This window comes from Bradyrhizobium ferriligni (genome assembly GCF_056837965.1).
Genome location: NZ_JBXEJO010000089.1, coordinates 20,268 through 37,291, shown reverse-complemented (window position 1 = coordinate 37,291; position 17,024 = coordinate 20,268). Strand labels below are relative to the sequence as shown.

13 protein-coding genes are annotated in these 17,024 nt (G+C 62.1%); 8 read left to right on the top strand and 5 right to left on the bottom strand.

Annotation, left to right across the window (positions count from 1 at the left end):
* The 5 genes from icmH to AC1VNY_RS36890 all read right to left on the bottom strand — a co-directional run.
* On the bottom strand, window positions 1–1,068 hold a 1,068-nt coding region (gene icmH, locus AC1VNY_RS36910; protein WP_482408852.1), incomplete at its 3' end, for a type IVB secretion system protein IcmH/DotU.
* Window positions 1,065–2,402, bottom strand: a complete 1,338-nt coding sequence (gene tssK, locus AC1VNY_RS36905; protein WP_028339365.1) for a type VI secretion system baseplate subunit TssK — start codon at window positions 2,400–2,402, stop codon at window positions 1,065–1,067. The genes icmH and tssK, both read right to left, overlap by 4 nt.
* A gap of 48 nt (window positions 2,403–2,450) precedes the next feature.
* Window positions 2,451–3,848 (bottom strand): type VI secretion system-associated FHA domain protein TagH, encoded by a 1,398-nt coding sequence (gene tagH, locus AC1VNY_RS36900; RefSeq protein ID WP_482408851.1) that lies wholly within the window; start codon window positions 3,846–3,848, stop codon window positions 2,451–2,453.
* A gap of 12 nt (window positions 3,849–3,860) precedes the next feature.
* The gene (locus AC1VNY_RS36895; protein WP_225160378.1) at window positions 3,861–4,424 is read right to left on the bottom strand and encodes a DUF6931 family protein; all 564 of its coding nucleotides are present in this window, start codon (window positions 4,422–4,424) and stop codon (window positions 3,861–3,863) included.
* 5 nt (window positions 4,425–4,429) lie between these two features.
* Window positions 4,430–6,298 carry a type VI secretion system Vgr family protein gene (locus AC1VNY_RS36890; protein WP_482408850.1) on the bottom strand — a complete coding sequence of 623 codons (1,869 nt, stop codon included), beginning with the start codon at window positions 6,296–6,298 and terminating at the stop codon, window positions 4,430–4,432.
* A gap of 351 nt (window positions 6,299–6,649) precedes the next feature.
* Between AC1VNY_RS36890 and AC1VNY_RS36885 the strand changes: the two genes are divergently transcribed.
* The 8 genes from AC1VNY_RS36885 to tssH all read left to right on the top strand — a co-directional run bounded on the left by AC1VNY_RS36885 (window position 6,650) and on the right by tssH (window position 17,024).
* Window positions 6,650–7,963, top strand: coding sequence for a type VI secretion system protein TssA (locus tag AC1VNY_RS36885; RefSeq protein ID WP_482408849.1), 1,314 nt, complete (start codon window positions 6,650–6,652; stop codon window positions 7,961–7,963).
* A 126-nt stretch (window positions 7,964–8,089) separates the two neighbouring features.
* On the top strand, window positions 8,090–8,617 hold the full coding sequence (gene tssB / locus AC1VNY_RS36880; protein WP_482408848.1) for a type VI secretion system contractile sheath small subunit: 528 nt from the start codon (window positions 8,090–8,092) through the stop codon (window positions 8,615–8,617).
* Between the two features lie 17 nt (window positions 8,618–8,634).
* Window positions 8,635–10,137 carry a type VI secretion system contractile sheath large subunit gene (gene tssC / locus AC1VNY_RS36875; protein WP_018272201.1) on the top strand — a complete coding sequence of 501 codons (1,503 nt, stop codon included), beginning with the start codon at window positions 8,635–8,637 and terminating at the stop codon, window positions 10,135–10,137.
* A gap of 52 nt (window positions 10,138–10,189) precedes the next feature.
* Window positions 10,190–10,675, top strand: coding sequence for an Hcp family type VI secretion system effector (locus AC1VNY_RS36870; RefSeq protein ID WP_482408847.1), 486 nt, complete (start codon window positions 10,190–10,192; stop codon window positions 10,673–10,675).
* Between the two features lie 68 nt (window positions 10,676–10,743).
* On the top strand, window positions 10,744–11,292 hold the full coding sequence (tssE, locus tag AC1VNY_RS36865) for a type VI secretion system baseplate subunit TssE (RefSeq protein ID WP_028339373.1): 549 nt from the start codon (window positions 10,744–10,746) through the stop codon (window positions 11,290–11,292).
* A gap of 1 nt (window position 11,293) precedes the next feature.
* Entirely contained in the window at window positions 11,294–13,261 is a 1,968-nt protein-coding gene (gene tssF / locus AC1VNY_RS36860; protein ID WP_482408846.1) for a type VI secretion system baseplate subunit TssF, read from the top strand.
* Window positions 13,225–14,289, top strand: coding sequence for a type VI secretion system baseplate subunit TssG (tssG, locus tag AC1VNY_RS36855; protein WP_482408845.1), 1,065 nt, complete (start codon window positions 13,225–13,227; stop codon window positions 14,287–14,289). Before tssF ends, tssG begins: the two co-directional genes overlap by 37 nt.
* A 98-nt stretch (window positions 14,290–14,387) precedes the next feature.
* Entirely contained in the window at window positions 14,388–17,024 is a 2,637-nt protein-coding gene (tssH, locus tag AC1VNY_RS36850) for a type VI secretion system ATPase TssH (protein ID WP_482408844.1), read from the top strand.

Sequence of the window (17,024 nt, the reverse complement as noted above, 5' to 3'; positions counted from 1 at the left end):
CGGAGGCGGTGGTGGCGGCGGCGCAACGACGCGGCGCTTGAGCTCGATTGGATCGCCGGGATGCAGTGCCAGCGCGACTTGCGCAGCATCCTCTGCACGGCCAGCCAGCAACGTTCGCAGAACGAAATAGGATCCCGTCAGCAGCGCGGCGACCACGGCCGCCACCAGCCAAACCGGAATGCGCAAGTGCTTCCGCCGACCGGCCAAGGCCTGGCCCCGCCAGTGCGGCGACAAATCATTGGTCGGCTTGGGCCGAACCCGGCGTAGCGTTTCATAGAGGTTGCGCTGAATCACCTGGAGGTTCGCAAGCCCGCCGGGCGACGTCCGGTGAATGCCCTGGAATCCGAGCGCAAGGCAGGCGTGCTGGAGTTCGAGCACCGGATAGTTGACCAGCGGATCAGTCTTCAAATGGTCGAGAATCTCGAAGAAGCGTACGCCGCCCACGCGCTCGCCGAAGAAACGGCTGAGCATCGAGTATTGGGCCCAGACGTGTCGATCGTCGGTCGGTATGTGCTGCACAATATCGTCGGCGGTCGCGCACAGGATATACTTCGCCGTATTGGCCTGGTGCTCGGAAATGCCCGCCGAGCGGATATCCTTCTCGAAGAACTTGATGGCGTCGGCGACCTGCTCCATCAGGCTCGCGAATGACGCCCGCATCAACGCGACGCGCAACCGGCCAAGCAACTGCAGCAGAGGGCCGCCGGCGCGCATCACCGGATTGGCGTTTGGCGCAACCAGATCGTCGACACGCAAGGGCGGTCCGGGCGGCAGGATCGGTTGCGGCGCCTGAGCCGGCGCCGGTGTCGAAATCCATTCCTCTGACGGCTGACTGGTCGGCGGGGCCGCGTAGCTTGCGCCCTGCGGTGTGGGAGAGAATGAAGGCGGTGGCGAAGGGCCACCCGGCGTAGCCATGGGCGATGGCGAGTACCCTGGACGGCTGGCAGGTCCCTCGCCTGCCGGAGGTTGAGGAGCCGGAGCCGGCGGCATCTTCCCGCCGGGGTTCGGACGGATGATGGTCCGCTCACCCCGACCGAAAGGATTAACCGGCTTGTCCCTGTCGGTCATGGCCGCTCTTCCAGGATGGCCCAAAGGTACAACTCAAGCTCCGGCCAGTCGCCGGAAAAATGCATCCCGATCGAGGCCGCCGTGCTGAACTCGGGCCATAGCGGCGACTTGCGATCGAGATAGAAATAGACGTGGTCAGTGATGGCTCGGATGTGCGGTGGCGGCGTCGGCAGATGCACCAGGGTCAAACCCGGCAGGTTTGCGTGCACGATCTCGGTCATTTTTGTGTTGGGCCCGACCTTGAACAGGTGCGGGAATTCATTCTGAATCTCCACGAGGGGCCGCCGCGCGGCGACCTCCAGCACCAAGGTCGCATTCCGGAACAGCGCGCGATCGCGGATCGGCGATACAAATGCGTTCTGGGCGCGTTCGATGATCTCCAGACGGATCGCCCGCCTGCCCAGCCGCGCGCTCAGGAAATCCTGGATGTCGCGCACCAGGGGCGTGAAGACGTATTCGAGGTTGTCGTGATCATATGCCGGGTAGTCCCGTGCGCGCCGTTCGGTGGTCGCGAAGGTCGCAAGCTCGCCGGCAAACCGCAGCAGTTCCTCGTACAGCCGCTCGGGATGTACGCTGCCGGACCGCTTGAAATGAGTCAGCACGGGAATGGTCCGGTTGAGCACCTGCAGCACGAGATAATCGACGCTCTGCAAGCCGCCGCCGGACGAAGGATCGACCGCGTAGCGCGCCAACTCGTCGAGCTTGGTCTCGACCCAGCCAATGATTCGATTGAGCCAGCCATCGACAACCGGATGCGCGGCGCAGACCAGCATCGGCGGCACAAACTTGTCGTCGAACAGGATATTCTTATCGCGCACTTCGAGGATACGAGCGATGCCGAGACCCATGTATCCCGGCTTGCTCGTCTTGCGCAGCTCGAACGAGAGCCGCGGATAGACGATGTCGATCTCTTCTTCGATGCGCAGCGCCGAGGTTGAATCGATAAACGTTTCGGCAGTCCGAACGTAGCGACTTGCGCTGTCGGTGCGATCCTCATCCACCTCCCGCGTATTGGGCGCCGCGACCGGCATCATCAGCCAGACGATCTGGCCTGCGGCCGAATCCGGCACTTCGATGGCTTCCGGGATCGGACTGTCGGCAGGAATATCGAACGGCGTGCCGTCCGGCATGACGCCGGTCGCACTGCGCACGGCGAACTTGCTCTGCTGGGTAAGATCGTTATCGATCTCGAGCTGGGCAAAGCCCCAGGGGTACGGTGTCGTGTAGCGAACGCGCTTTTCCAGCAGATGCTCGAGATAGCGATCGTTCTGCTGCAGATGATGCGGCCGCAGGAACAGACCTTCCGACCAGAAAACTTTGCTGTACCAGGACATTCCTACATCCACTCGGCAATGATCGGCGACTGCATCGTCACCGACAGTTCACTTTGACCCCGGCTTGTCTGCGCGGTCGTAATATTCGGAGAAATGCAGCATGAAGGTATCGATCGGCGCGCTTTCGTCGCGACCGAGATGCGCGTTCCAGCGCGTCAAAAATTCGTCCCAGAGCTTGCTCTTGTTCGAGCCAAACAAGGACCGCGCGCCGCGCTGAAGCTCGAGCTCGCGCGCCATCAGCGTCGGATCGATACTGGCGATCAGTCCCCGGACGGCATGCTGCATTGCCGCATAGGTCTTCAATTGATGGGATTTGAGGTCCTTGAAGCCCTGGGCGAAGGCATGCGGCGCGTCGAGGTAACTGCGCGTCGGCGGCCCGAACAGGATACGCATCGCGTCTTCCGCGGTCGGCGAGAATTTCAGCGGATTGTTCTCGATGGCCTGGATGGTGGTTTGGCTGGTGCTGCGCGTCAGCTGCTTGGCCTGGGTCCGCGCCTGCAGCAGGGCCATCAGGTTTTCCACGGTCATGCGCAGCATGACGCCAAGCTGTTCCGCAAGTTCGGCTTCGGTCTTGTCGGCAAAGAAACCGTCCGGCAGTCCGGCAGCACGTGCGACCAGGCGCGCAAACTCGGGATTGCCGATCGACGCGGCCGTGGCCGGTGCCGGCTCGGCCAGTTGCGGCCGCGGCGCTCCCACATGCCCTGCCGGTGAGGGAGCCGGCGGTGGCGGGACGGCCGCTTCGTCGTCGGCCCATACCGACGGTCGGCGCGGCGTCGGCATCGCGTGCAGCACATCGACCGGCGGTTTTGGCGTGGCAACCGGACCCGCTGCCCAGCTCATGTCGTCGTGCAGCGGCGGCTCGCGCTGAGGCATCTGTGGCGAATGCCGGACAGGATCGACGCCCGCCGGCGGAACGCTCGCTGCCCAGTCCAGGAATTCCGGATTGACGGGCCGCGCGGCCTCGCGCGGCTTTCGCAGCTGCTGCGGGTCGATTGGCGGCGGCACGTCGCGACCGGGAGCCCACAGTTCCTGGTAATCGGCGTGCTGCTGAGCGAGCGGAGCTTGCTGCTGAGCGAGCGGAGCTTGCTGCTGCGCGCCATGGCTCGGAGTGCCCTCGGCAGGCTCATCCAGGTCCAGCGAAACGCCAATGACATAGTGGCCGATGACGAGCCGATCGCCGTTGCGCAGCCGATGCGCTCCCCGTATGCGCTGGTCGGCACCATTGAGAAAGGTGCCGTTGGTCGAGACGTCGTGCAACCAGTAGCCGCCGTCGCGATAATGGATCTCGCAATGCTTCCCCGAAATCATCCGCGCCGGATCGGGCAATGTCCAGTCGAGATGGCGGTCCCGGCCAATGTCGACCGAACGCCTTCCGGTGACGGTAAATGACACAGGGCCGCCGTCTGGAAGGTTCGGCTCGTTCTCGATGTTAAAGCGAAGCACCATCACATCGTCTCGTCAGCGTGGAGGGCGCGGTTCGCCGCGTGCCAATTGAATACCATCCTCCAGGCAGGCCGTCATTATCCGGTCCCTGGACTCGCGGGTAAGCCGGCAGAGGCCGATCAAAAGGGCTGCGCGAACCGCTCGCGCCGTCTGATCCGGCTTGGCTTCGACCGGTGCAAATTCCGCGGGAACCACGCTTCCGCCAGACCAACCCGCCGCCAGCGCCAGCCAGGTCGCCGGCTGCTCGGGATCGTTGGCATTGCCGACCGCCAAAGCCTTGTTGCGCGATTGCTCGTCCGGCTGCCGGACCCAGGTCTCGGCAAAGCTGAGCGACCTGCCTTCATTGCCGTCGAAATGGTCGAACATCTGCCGCAACGAGCGACACCCCCAGGCGACGGCCACGCGCCTGGGGAGCAGGTACGCGCAGAAGGATACAGCCTGGTGCCAGTTGCCAGCATCGGCCGCCTCCTGCAGGAAATCCAACGACAACTTGTCCGGAGCGGCTTTGCCGACGTCGTACCGGGCCAGCGGATAGGCTTCAAACAGATCGTGGACTGTGCTGAACCGAACCTGATTCATGGCTGTCAGCCGACAATGGTTGGCGTGCCGTGGGCAACCAACGGGCCGCCGGCCGCGAGCGCCATGGCGGCCTGCGCGGTCATGGTGATGGTCGGCGCGTTGATGACGATGCCGGCCGGAGACAGGATGATCTGGCTTGGACCAACCTGCAGGGTGATATTGACGTTGGCCGAGAGGGTGATGCTCAAGCCCGCATCGACGGACTGATCCAGCGCCAGCTTGACGTGCTGACCGCCCAATTGGATATCAAGCTTGTCGTTGCCGTTCTTGAGCGTGGTCTTGCGGGTATCGCCGCCGAACGCGGCCTCGCCAATGGTCCTGGTCTCGGTGTCGCGGACCGTGACGTCGTAGTCCTTCTCGGCGTGCACAGTGATCTTCTCGGACCCCTTCTTGTCCTCGAAGTTCCATTCGTTGTAACCGCCGCCTCCCTTGGTCGAGTCGGACTTCAGACCCGCAATCGTCTTCTTGGACGGCAGGTCGTAAGGCAGCTTGTATTCATCGTTGTAGACGGTCCCTATCACCAAGGGCCGGTCGGGATCCCCTTCCAGGAATTCCACGACCACCTCCTGCCCGACGCGCGGGATGATCTGACCGCCCCAGCGCTTGCCGGACCAGACTTGCGCCACGCGCAACCGGCACGAGCGCTTCTTCTTCCGATCCCAGAAAAAGCGAACATAGATTTCGCCCAGCGACTCGACGTCGATTTCCTCGCTCGAATTGTCGTCCTTGGTCACCACCTTGGCTGTCTGAATGCCGTTGATCCTCGGCTTCGGCGTCGTCATGGGGGATCGAAACGGCCGATCGCTTGGCAGAAATTCGTAGCTGCCGAAGTAGACGTGCTGTCCGGCGTCGCCGGGGCCGCCAGTGCGATAGGATTCGATGGAAAACGAATGAGCGGCTCGTACCACGAGATATTCGACGTTCTGCGAGTCTTTCGAGTGCTTCTCGAGCTTGGTTAGTCCGCCGGGAAACAGATTAACGGCGTCGCCGTTGCCCCGGCGGCGCCGATCCATCGCCTGCTCGGCCTGGAGCTGGATCTTCGCGTATCGCTCGCCGTCGGACTTCTCCTTGAACTTGCCGGGATAGTCGTAGAACTCCATCTCGGATCGTGTGTAGTGCTCGGAGCCCTTGGCGTCGCTGATCATCTGCGCGTTGGGCTTCTGGTAATTGTAATCGTTGAGCTCGATCTTCCCGGTGCGGAACCGGCGCTCGGAAGCCCATTCATAAATATGCTGCTCGCCGCGACGGTCGGAGCCGGTGAGCGGGATGTAGGGGATCTTGGCGAGACCGTTGATGGGGTTATGCGAGGACTTGGAGTCAGCCAGCACCAGCGTATGCTTGCCGCCTTCATGCTTGAAGAAGTAGTAGATCCCGTGCTGCTCCATCAACCGACACACGAAATCCAGATCGGTCTCGCGATATTGAACGCAGTATTCGAGCTTCGGACATGAGCCCTCTTCGGTAAGCTTGGACTCATAGTCCGTGAAGCCGCGCTCGTTGAAGACTTCCTTGATGATATCGGGCGCCTTCTTGTCCTGAAAGATCCGGCAATCGGTGGTCCGCGACAGCAGCCACAACCAAGGCTTCAGCACGATCCGGTAACTGAAATAGTCGTTCTTCACCCCCAGCCATTGGGCTTCCGTGAGAATGCCGCTGAACTCGCGTTCCTTCTCGTGCAATTTGATGGTGAGGGTGCACTGCTTGCCGATGGCCCGGTCAAAGTCGAGGTCGGCCTCCTCGCTGAGACACTCGATGCGATATTCGAACAGTTCACTCAGACCTTCGGCGGCCTCGAACCGGGCAAAAACCAGAACGTCCTTGCCAAGGGGGGTCTTGAGCTCGCAGAGGCGGGTATCCTGGGTAAGCTGGCCCATGTGGGCGTTAAACTCCCTCGTTGACCGCACCAGCTGCGCAACCGACGCATCAGGCGGTCAAGCACGAACAACCGAAATCCGAGCCGGCCTTCGGTGGGATGGCCGACAAGTCCGCCCGGGGTCGCCCTCTCCTGACGCGGCAAAGCACCCGCCCGAGGAAACCGCTGCGGCACTCATGTAGTCGGTTCCAAGCGCTTGCTGGTTCACGGGAAACCGCCATCATGCCGGGAATGAACCGAGGCCGGCGTTGATCTGACCTAACAGTCAATCGGATCATGATCCCCCGCGTGATCCGCCAGATGTCACGGACCTGGTGGAGGGACCAGGGCCCCGCAGACGGATCCTCTTTGCATGCTCGACGTCGTATCCCTGACCCAGCCCATCGACCCAGACAATCCCTGCGGGCCTGACCTCGATGCGGCGGGCGACGTCCAGTACCTGAATTTCTTCGCAGCTGCGGAATCGCTGCTGCCGATGTCGTATTTCGAGGTCGTCAATGCGAACGGAGAGCGCGGACGCTTCGATCCAAAAGCCATCGATATTGCCGGCCAGTTCACCGCTGCGCAGCCCCTGTTGGCTCGCACCCGCGATCTGCGCCTGACCATGCTGCTCGCCAAGTTTTCCATCCTGAACCGCGATCTCGATGGCTTCCTCAGCTGCCTGAGGGCAACCACTTTGCTGCTCCGCGAACAGTGGGAAACGGTTCACCCAAGGGGCGAAGACGGCGACTATGCTTTTCGGGCCGTCACCATCGAGGCGATCGACGTGTTTCCGACGGTGATCAACCCGCTCCAATTCCTCCCCCTGATCGAAAATCGAAGGCACGGCAGCCTCAACTACCGTGCCTATCAGATTGCCAAGGGCGAAATTCCCGCCGCCGATGCCGATGTCGACATGCCGGATCTCGGAACCATCGAGCGCATCATCAGCGAGACCGATCTCGACACCCTCAAGGCGGTGAGCGCCCGCTGTTCCGCGGTCGCTGTCGAGATCGCGGGCATCAAATCGGTCTGGCACGAAAAGTTGAACTCGGGGCAACCCATCAGCCTCGACAGGCTGGCGGGTGTCGCGAATGGCATGGCCAGCTGGCTCGCCACGCTGGTCACCGCACGCGATCCGGCTGCAACTGTCCCATCCCCGGACGCGACTACTCAAGACGGCCCGCAGCTTCCGATTGAAATCGCCGGCGCAGTGACCTCACCCGGACAGGCATCCGCGGCGCTGGCGGCGGCTGCCGACTACTTCGCTCGAAAGGAACCGTCGAGCCCGGCGCTGTTGCTGGTGCGGCAGGCGCAGGGCATGGTTGGCAAATCGTTTATCGAAGTGATGCGGATGCTGATGCCGGCCCACGTGGAGACCGCCGCCATCAATATCGGTCGCGACAAGGTCTTCGACCTGCCGATCGAACGCATGGCGGAATTCGCCACCTCGCTCCCATCCGCGGCCGAAAACGAGGCTCAAGATGCTGTTTTTGCGGCAGAAAACAGAGCGCAGGCGTTGGACTTGCTCAGCAAGGTCGCGTCTTTCTTCCGGGCCGCGGAGCCGTCCAGCCCGATCCCGTTCCTGGTCGATCGCGCACGCGAACTCGCACAGCGAGACTTCCTCAGCCTGCTGAACGAAGTGCTGCCCGAGGGCGCTCTGAAGACGATCGATAAATCGAATTGAACCGGCCTTCCGTTCGAGGGGACTAACTGAACGGAAGGAAGCTCCGCCGACGAAAGACCGAGGCACTTCCCTGCCTGCGTCGCGCAAGTCGGCTTCCGCAGAGATTTTTGTGAAGAGGGCAATCCAATGGCAACCGACAGCGGTCAAAAATTCATTCGCCGAAACCGCGCACCGCGCGTGCACATCACTTACGAAGATCCCTACGACGCCGAGCGGCTGATCGAGCTGCCGTTCGTCATGGGCGTCCTGTCCGATCTTTCCGGCAACAACCCCGGCGTCGAAAAGACGAAGGTCGAGGAGCGCAAGTTCCTCGAGTTCGACATGGACAATTTCGACAACCGCATGGCGGCGATCCAGCCCGGCGTGACGGCGCGCGTCGCCAATCTTCTCAGCGACGGGTCTGACGAAAAGATCTCCGTCAACCTGCGCTTCAACAAGATCTCCGACTTCACGCCGGTGGCGGTCGCCCGCCAGGTGCCGGCGACGGCCAAGCTGCTCGAAGCGCGTGAACAGCTCGCCAACCTGCTGCGCTACATGGATGGCAAGGTGGGCGCCGAGGACCAGCTGAAGAAACTCCTCGCCGATCCTCAACTGATGGCCGCACTGCGCGAGCGCGCGACCAGCCAGTCCACCGACGCCGACACCAACAGCTAAGGGAAGGAATGGGGACCATGGCAAAAGAAGCAATCCACAAAGAGACCACCACCAAGGTCGGGACCGTCGAGGCTGACGAGTTTGCCGCCCTGCTGAAGCAAAGCTTCAAGCCGCGCACCGAACGTGCGGCAACCGAAGTCGAGAACGCGGTGTCCACGCTCGTTCAGGAAGCGCTGAAGGATACGAGCGTCATCAAGTCGGACGTGCTCGACACCATCGAGGAGATGATCGCGCGGATCGATCAGAAGCTGACCGCGCAGATGAACGAGATCCTGCATGCGCCCGAATTCCAAGCGATCGAAAGTGCCTGGCGCGGCCTCCACTACCTCGTCTTCAATTCCGAGACCGACGCCAATCTCAAGATCCGGGTGATGAACGTCTCCAAGAACGAGCTGTATCGGAACCTGCGGCTTTATCCCGATGCGCGCTGGGACCAGAGCCCGCTGTTCAAGCAGATCTACGAGTACGAATTTGGCCAACTGGGCGGCGAGCCGTTCGGCTGCCTGATCGGCGACTATTATTTCAGCCACCTCCCCACCGACGTGCAGTTGCTCCGCGATCTCAGCAAGATCGCCGGCGCCGCGCACGCCCCCTTCTTCAGCGGCGCCGAGCCTACGTTGATGGGAATGGACTCGTGGACCGAACTGTCCAACCCTCGCGACATCGGCAAGGTGTTCGACACGCCGGAATACGCCGCATGGAAGGGACTGCGCGATCAGGACGACTCGCGCTATCTCGGCCTGTGCATGCCGCGCGCGCTGGGCCGCCTCCCCTACGGCGCCAAGTCGGAGCCGGTCGAAGAGTTCGCCTTCGAGGAGGAGACGGACGGGCACACCGGTGACAAATACGGCTGGATCAACGCCGCCTATGCGATGGCAGTCAACATCAACCGCGCCTTCAAGGAGTTCGGCTGGTGCACGCGCATCCGCGGCGTCCAGTCCGGCGGCGAGGTCATCAACCTGCCGACGCATACGTTCCCGACCGACGACGGTGGCGTCGACCTGAAATGCCCCACCGAGATCGCCATCAGCGATCGTCGCGAGCACGAGCTTGCAAAGGCGGGACTCATCCCGCTGATCCATCGCAAGAACACCGACAAGGCCGCCTTCATCGGCGCCCAGTCGCTCTATAAGCCGAAGAAGTATTTCGGCGACAAGGGCGTGGATGCAACGGCGTCCGACAACCTGTCGTCACGTCTGCCCTACATGTTCGCAGTATCCCGCTTTGCGCATTATCTGAAGTGCATGGTTCGCGACAAGATCGGATCCATGAAGGAAAAGGATGAGCTGACGGTCTGGCTGCAGACCTGGATCAACGAATACGTTGATGCCAATCCGGCCCTGTCGTCAGAAGCTCAGAAAGCGCGCAAGCCGCTGGCCGCTGCGAAGGTTGAGGTCATAGCAAACGAGGAGAACCCGGGATATTACAACGCGCGCTTCTTTCTCCGTCCCCACTTTCAATTGGAAGCGATGGACGTCGGTCTCAGTCTTGTTTCGCGCCTGCCAGGCCCGAGCTCCTGACGCCACGCTATCGCAACCGTCTATCATCAGAGCATTTTGAAAGGGCTATGCTATGGCTGTCGACATCTTTTTGAAACTCGATCCGATCAAGGGCGAGTCGCTCGACGACAAACACAAGGACGAAATCGACATTTTGAGCTGGTCGTTCGGCGAGAGCCAAAGCGGCACGTTCCACAGCGGGTCGGGCGGTGGCGCCGGCAAGGTCGCCGTTCAAGACCTCCACTTCACCCACTTCGTGGACAAGGCGACACCCGAGCTTTTCAAGGTCTGCGCCAATGGAAAGCACATCGACAGCGCCGTCCTCACGGTCCGCAAGGCCGGTGAACATCCGCTCGAATATCTCAAGATCGAGATGAAGCACGTTCTGGTCTCCAGCGTATCGACGGGCGGATCGCACGGCGAGGATCGCCTCACCGAAAACGTCAGCCTGAATTTCCAGAAGGTCAAAATGACCTACAAGACCCAAACCGAAAAAGGCGGCGCCGGCGCGTCTCCGGTGTTCGGATGGGACGTTGCGGCCAACAAGGAATGGGCCTGATCGCAAGCGTCCTGCCCGGCGCCGGTTGTCCATAGCGGCAATCGGCGCCGGCTGTACGGGGACCGTCAATGACCGTTACGCCAAGGAAGGACCGGCTCTCTCCGCCATTGATGCTGGCCTTTCGTGCGGCTCATGACGCGCGCGATGCGCGCAAACCACTCGAACTGCGGGATCAGTTCGGCGAGCGAGTCATAGCGGGACGGCGCAGCGCGGGGCGTTTCCCGATCTCGGAGACGCTGCTAAGGCGCGAGGTTTCGCAGGACGTCGAAACACTCCTCAATACCATTGCCCTCGAATCGACGCTTGACCTGACGGGTCGCGGATGCGTCCGCACCTCGATCCTGAACTATGGTTTCCCCGATATCGCAAACCGTTCGATCGACGAAGTCACCGACGAGGAACTCAGCGATGCCCTGCGCATGTCGCTTACGACATACGAGCCGAGACTCGATCGCAAGTCCATCCGGGTGCGGCGCGACACCTCCGTGGGCGCCGAGCAGCTCAAGCTGCGCTTCGTCGTGCATTCCGACCTGAAATGCGAACCGCTCAACGTGCCCGTGGAATTCGTCGCAGACGTCGACCTCGACAGCGGCGATATACAGATCAACCGATTATAGCATGAATCGCGAGTTCCTCGACTTTTACAATCGTGAACTGTCGCTGCTGTACGAGCACGCGGAGGGTTTTGCCGAGGAATATCCTGGCATCGCCGAGCGCCTCGGCGGTCTGGTCCGCGACCGCTCAGATCCGATGATCTCAGGCCTGTTGGAGGGCGCTGCATTTCTCGCCGCTCGTGTTCAGCTCAAGCTCAAGCACGAGTTTCCGGAATTCACGGCGAACCTGCTTGAGCAGTTGGTTCCGAACTATCTCGCGCCAACTCCGTCCGCTATGCTGGTCAAGATTCAGCCGACCTACGCCGATCCGGCGTTGCGCGACGGCAAGAAAATCGCGCGGGGCGCCTATTTCGACGCGAGCTATCGCGAAAGGGAACGGAGCCTCGCCTGCCGGTTCCGGCTTTGCCGCGATATCGTACTTTGGCCCTTTGACGTCACCGGCGCCGAATATTTTGCGACCGCGGGCGCGTTGCAGGCCCTCGGGATTCCAGTCGGCGGAGAAGTTATCGCCGGGCTCAGGCTCTCCTTGACCCACCGTACCGCCGCGCGGCTCGACGAGGAGCCGGCGGATGCGGAGACTCGCAACAAGCCGGACACCTGGTTCGCCGGCTGCCGCACCAGCGAACTACCCATCTACCTGACCGGCGCCGAGTCGGATGCCATCGCACTTTACGAACAACTGACCTCGAATTGCGTCGGACTCTATTTTCGCTATCTCGACGATTTCGGCGATCCGGTCGTCATCCGGGCTCCGAACGACTGTGTGCAGCAGGTCGGCTTCAGCGAGGACGAATCCCTGTTTCCGAACGACAACCGGGTCTTTCGCGGCTCGGAGCTGTTGCGGGAATATTTCGTGTTTCCGCGCAAGTTCCTTGGCGTCAATCTGACGCAACTTCGCGCTGTGATGCCGCGGTTGCGCAGCAAGTCCATCGATATCGTCTTCGCATTCGATGAGCACAACTCGCGACTCGCCGCCTCGGTCCGGACGGATACTTTCAGTCTCTACACCGCCCCGGCGATCAACCTTTTCGAGAAGACCAGCGATCGCATCCCGATCAAGTCGAATACCTACGAATACCACGTGGTACCAGACCGAAGCCGCTATCTCGAATACGAGCCGCACCAGGTGCTGGAGGTTTACGCGCACTTTCCGGCGGAAAAGGACAAGCGCCGCGTGCGTCCGTTGTACTCCGCCGCCGTCGACAGAACAGCCGGATCGGTCGAGGGACTTTACTTTACGGTTCGTCGGCTGCCGCGGCGCCGCACCGTCGAAGAGAAGACCTATGGCGCGGCCTCGGACTACACCGGAACGGACATGTTTCTTTCGCTGCTCGAGCCCGGCGACCCGAGCGGCGGCGGATCCGCCGCCGAACTGAGCGTCCGGGCGCTGTGCTCCAACCGGCATCTCACGGAACATCTGCCGGTCGGCCAAGGCGGAGCCGACTTTCGCCTGCTCGACGACACCTCGCTCGAGCTGATGTGCATAGCCGGTCCCACCCGGCCGCGCGAGCCGGTGGTGGCGCAGTTGCGCAGCCGCAGCGAAATCGCCAATAGCGGCGTCGTCAGTTGGCGCCTGATCAACATGCTGAGTTTGAACTATCTCGGCCTCGTGGAACGAAGCGGCGGCAAGAACGCCGGCTCGTTGCGCGAGATGCTGTCCTTGTTCGCCGACCAGTTCGACGACGCGACGGAGCGAAAGATTCGTGGCGTGCGCAGCGTCGAGAGCAAGCCCGTGGTGCGGCGGGTGCGTGAGCGTACCGGCAGTGGCGCAGCGCGCGGCCTGGAGATCACGGTCACGCTCGACGAGAAGGCATTCGAGGGCAGCGGCGTGTTCCTGCTCGGGGCGGTGCTGGAACGCTTCTTCGCCGACTATTCGGGCTTCAACACCTTCACCCAGACCGTCATCTCGACCCCGGAGCGCGGCGAGATCGTGCGTTGGCCTGCCCGCATGGGCACCCGGAGGCCGCTGTGACGCTGATCGACCAGATGAAGGCCGAGCCCTGGCGGTTCGATTTCTTTCAGACGCTCCGCCAGCTCGAGCGATGCAATCCGGATCGGCCGCGGATCGGCGACAGTGCAGCGCGTCGCGAGGAGTTTGTCGACCTCGGTCAAACGCCCTATCTGGAGTTTCCCGCCTCCAATCTGAGCTCGGTCGACGATAGTGATGGCAGGCTCCGAATCCTGGTCAAATTCCTCGGCCTGCTCGGACCGCAGGGCGCGCTGCCGCTGGCCACCACCGATGAGAGCGTCGGCTGGCAGTTGATGCGGGATGACGCTTTCCCCCGCTTTCTCGATCTGCTGAACGGGCGCTTCCTGCAATTGTTCTTTCGAGCCTGGGCAGATGCACGGCCGATCGCCCAGCACGATCGCCCATCCGACGACCGCTTCATTGCCTATGTCGGATCCTTCGCCGGCCTCGGCTCCGATATTTTTGCCAATCGGGATACCGTGCCTGACATGGCGAAGCTGAGTTTCGCCGGACTGGTTTCACCCAGAGCGAAATCCGCATCGCGACTGGCGCGGCTCCTGCAAGGGCTGTTCGAAGTCAGGGCCGAGATCGACGAGTTCGTTGGCACCTGGCTCCCGTTCGACCCAAGCCATTGCAGCCGGCTCGGCGGGACGCACGCCAAGCTCGGTCACGATGCGCTTCTGGGCTCGCGCGTGTTCAGCGTCGAAGACAAGATCAGGGTTCGCGTGTTCGTGAAGGATTTTGCACAATACGAGCAGTTCCTGCCCACCGAAGCGCCGAACCTGTCCGAGCCCCTGGCTGACGCCGTCTACTTCTATATCGGCGACGAACTCGAGTGGGAGGTGGAACTCGCCATTCCGGCGGGAGCGGTCGTCCCGATGAAGCTGGGGCAGAGCGGACGACTTGGATGGACCAGCTGGGTTTCGCCGAACTGGGCCTCGACCGAGGAGTATCGGCGCGATGCGCGTTTTCACCTTGCCGAGCGTCTGAGAGCCCGGCGCTGCGCCGCGACAGGTACGCCGGCGGTTTGAACCTAAGCATCGCTCGGATTGTCCTAACATCATGGGAATTCGAGCCGATTTCCGCGACGACCCCGGCATCGTCCAGGGATTGAGCAGGAGGCGCCATTGTGACCGACATCAGCCTTGAGGCCGTGACCGGCAAACTGAACCGGGCCGGCTACGACGCCTTCATCCAGGCCCTGCGCCACGCCAAGAGCGCCAGCAACCGTAACGTGGAGCTTGCGCACTGGCTGTTTCACATCCTGCAACAGGAGCGGACCGACCTCAGCCTGTCGGTGGATCACTACAAGCTCGATCGCGCGCGGCTGCTGTCGGACCTCGCAGGCGTCATCAACGGTTTTCGCAAGAACGAAACCGACATGCCGGGCGTCGCCAATTCGGTCATCGATATTCTCGACCGTGGCTGGCACTATGCGACGCTGTTCTTCGGCGAGACTCAGATCCGCTCCGGCCATCTCCTGGTCGCCGGATTGAAATCGAATGAGATCCGTCGTGCGCTCAACAACATTTCGCAGGAATTCGCCAAGATAAATGTCGACGCATTGGCCGCGGAGCACCGCGCCATCTGGGCAGGCTCCGAGGAGGAGACCATGCGTCCGATGGACGGCTCCGGATTGGCCGGTGCCGGCGCCGATGGTGCGGACCGGGCGAATGCCAAGGGGACGACACCGCTCGACCGGTTTTCCCAGGATCTCACGGCAAAGGCTCGGTCGGGCCAGATGGACCCGATCCTCGGTCGGGACGACGAAATCCGCCAACTGATCGACGTGCTGATGCGCCGGCGACAAAACAATCCGATCCTCACCGGCGAAGCCGGCGTCGGCAAGACCGCCGTTGTCGAGGGATTTGCCCAGCGTATTGCCGCCGGCGAGGTGCCGCCGCCGCTGCGCAGCGTCAGGCTCTGCGCGCTCGATATCGGCCTGATGCAGGCCGGCGCCTCGATGAAGGGCGAATTCGAGCAGCGCCTGCGCTCGGTGATCGACGAGGTTCAGAACTCGCCTACCCCGATTATCCTGTTCATCGACGAGGCTCACACGCTGATCGGGGCCGGTGGCACGGCCGGCACCGGCGACGCGGCCAATCTCCTCAAGCCTCCCCTCGCCCGCGGCACGCTGCGGACCATCGCCGCCACCACCTGGGCAGAATATCGTCAGTACATCGAAAAGGACCCCGCACTCACACGACGCTTCCAGCCGATCCAGGTCGATGAGCCGGATGTCGAGACCTGCTGCATCATGCTGCGCGGCCTCCTCGGCCCGATGGAGAAGCACCACGGCGTTCGCATTTCGGACGCCGCGATCGTGACCGCGGTCAACCTGTCGCATCGCTACATTCCGTCTCGACAGCTGCCGGACAAGGCGGTCAGCCTGCTGGACACGGCTTCGGCCCGAGTAGCCATCAGTCAAAGCGCGACGCCGGCGCTGATCGAGGACGCTCGCGTCGCCATCGCGGCACGCGAGGCCGAGCGATCGGCGCTGGTCAGCGACGGCGATCTCGGGGACGAGAACAGCGAGCGCATCACCGCGATCGACGGCGACATCGTGGCGCTGAAGGACAAGCTGACCGGCCTGGAGGCCGACTGGGCCAAGGAACAGGAGCTCGTCAAGGACATCCGCAGCATTCGCGAAATCCTCTCCGAGAACGCAGACGAAGATCGAGCCACCAAACGCGTCGAGTTGCGCGGCAAGTTCGAGACATTGGAGGGCATCAATCCGGAAAAGCGGATGATCTATGCCCATGTCGACCAGCAGTCGGTCGCCTCTGTCGTGTCCGACTGGACCGGTATTCCGACCGGCAGAATGATGCGCGACGAAATCGAGACCGTCCTGAAGCTGCCCGAGATTCTCAATCGTCGCGTGGTCGGCCAGTCCCACGGGCTGACGATGATTGCGAAACGAATCGAGACCAGCCGCGCCAAGTTGGACAACCCGTCCAAGCCGATCGGCGTTTTCATGCTGGCCGGACCGTCCGGCGTGGGCAAGACGGAAACCGCCCTCGCGCTTGCCGAAACCCTTTATGGCGGCGAGCAGAACATGATCACGATCAACATGTCGGAATTCCAGGAGGCCCATACGGTCTCGACCTTGAAGGGCGCGCCTCCGGGTTACGTCGGCTATGGTGAAGGCGGCCGGCTCACCGAAGCGGTCCGGCGCAAGCCCTACAGCGTTATCCTGCTCGACGAGGTGGAGAAGGCCCATCCCGACGTCCACGAGATCTTCTTTCAGGTGTTCGACAAGGGAGTCATGGAAGACGGCAACGGTCGGCGAATCGATTTCAAAAACACACTGATCATTCTGACCACAAACGTCGGCACCGATCTCATCATGAGCCTGGCGCGCGATCCCAAGTATCGCAACGAGCCGGAAGAACTCGCCAGGCTGCTGCGGCCGGAATTGCTGAAGGTGTTCCCCGCCGCGCTGCTTGGGCGCATTGTCTCGATCCCCTACTTTCCGCTTTCGGACGAGATGCTTGCCGGCATCGTCAGATTGCAGCTCGACCGGATCGGACAGCGCCTCCGCGATAATCACAAGGCTGCCTTCGGCTACGACGATGCAGTCGTCGAGCACATCGTATCCCGTTGCAACGATCCGGACTCCGGCGGGCGGATGATCGATAACATCATCACCAACACGCTGCTGCCCGAACTGTCGCGCGAATTCTTGAGCAAGTCTCTCGCCAAGGAGGAGGTCAAGCAGACGCGCGTCTCGATCGTGAACGACAAGTTTGCATATTCGTGGAACTGA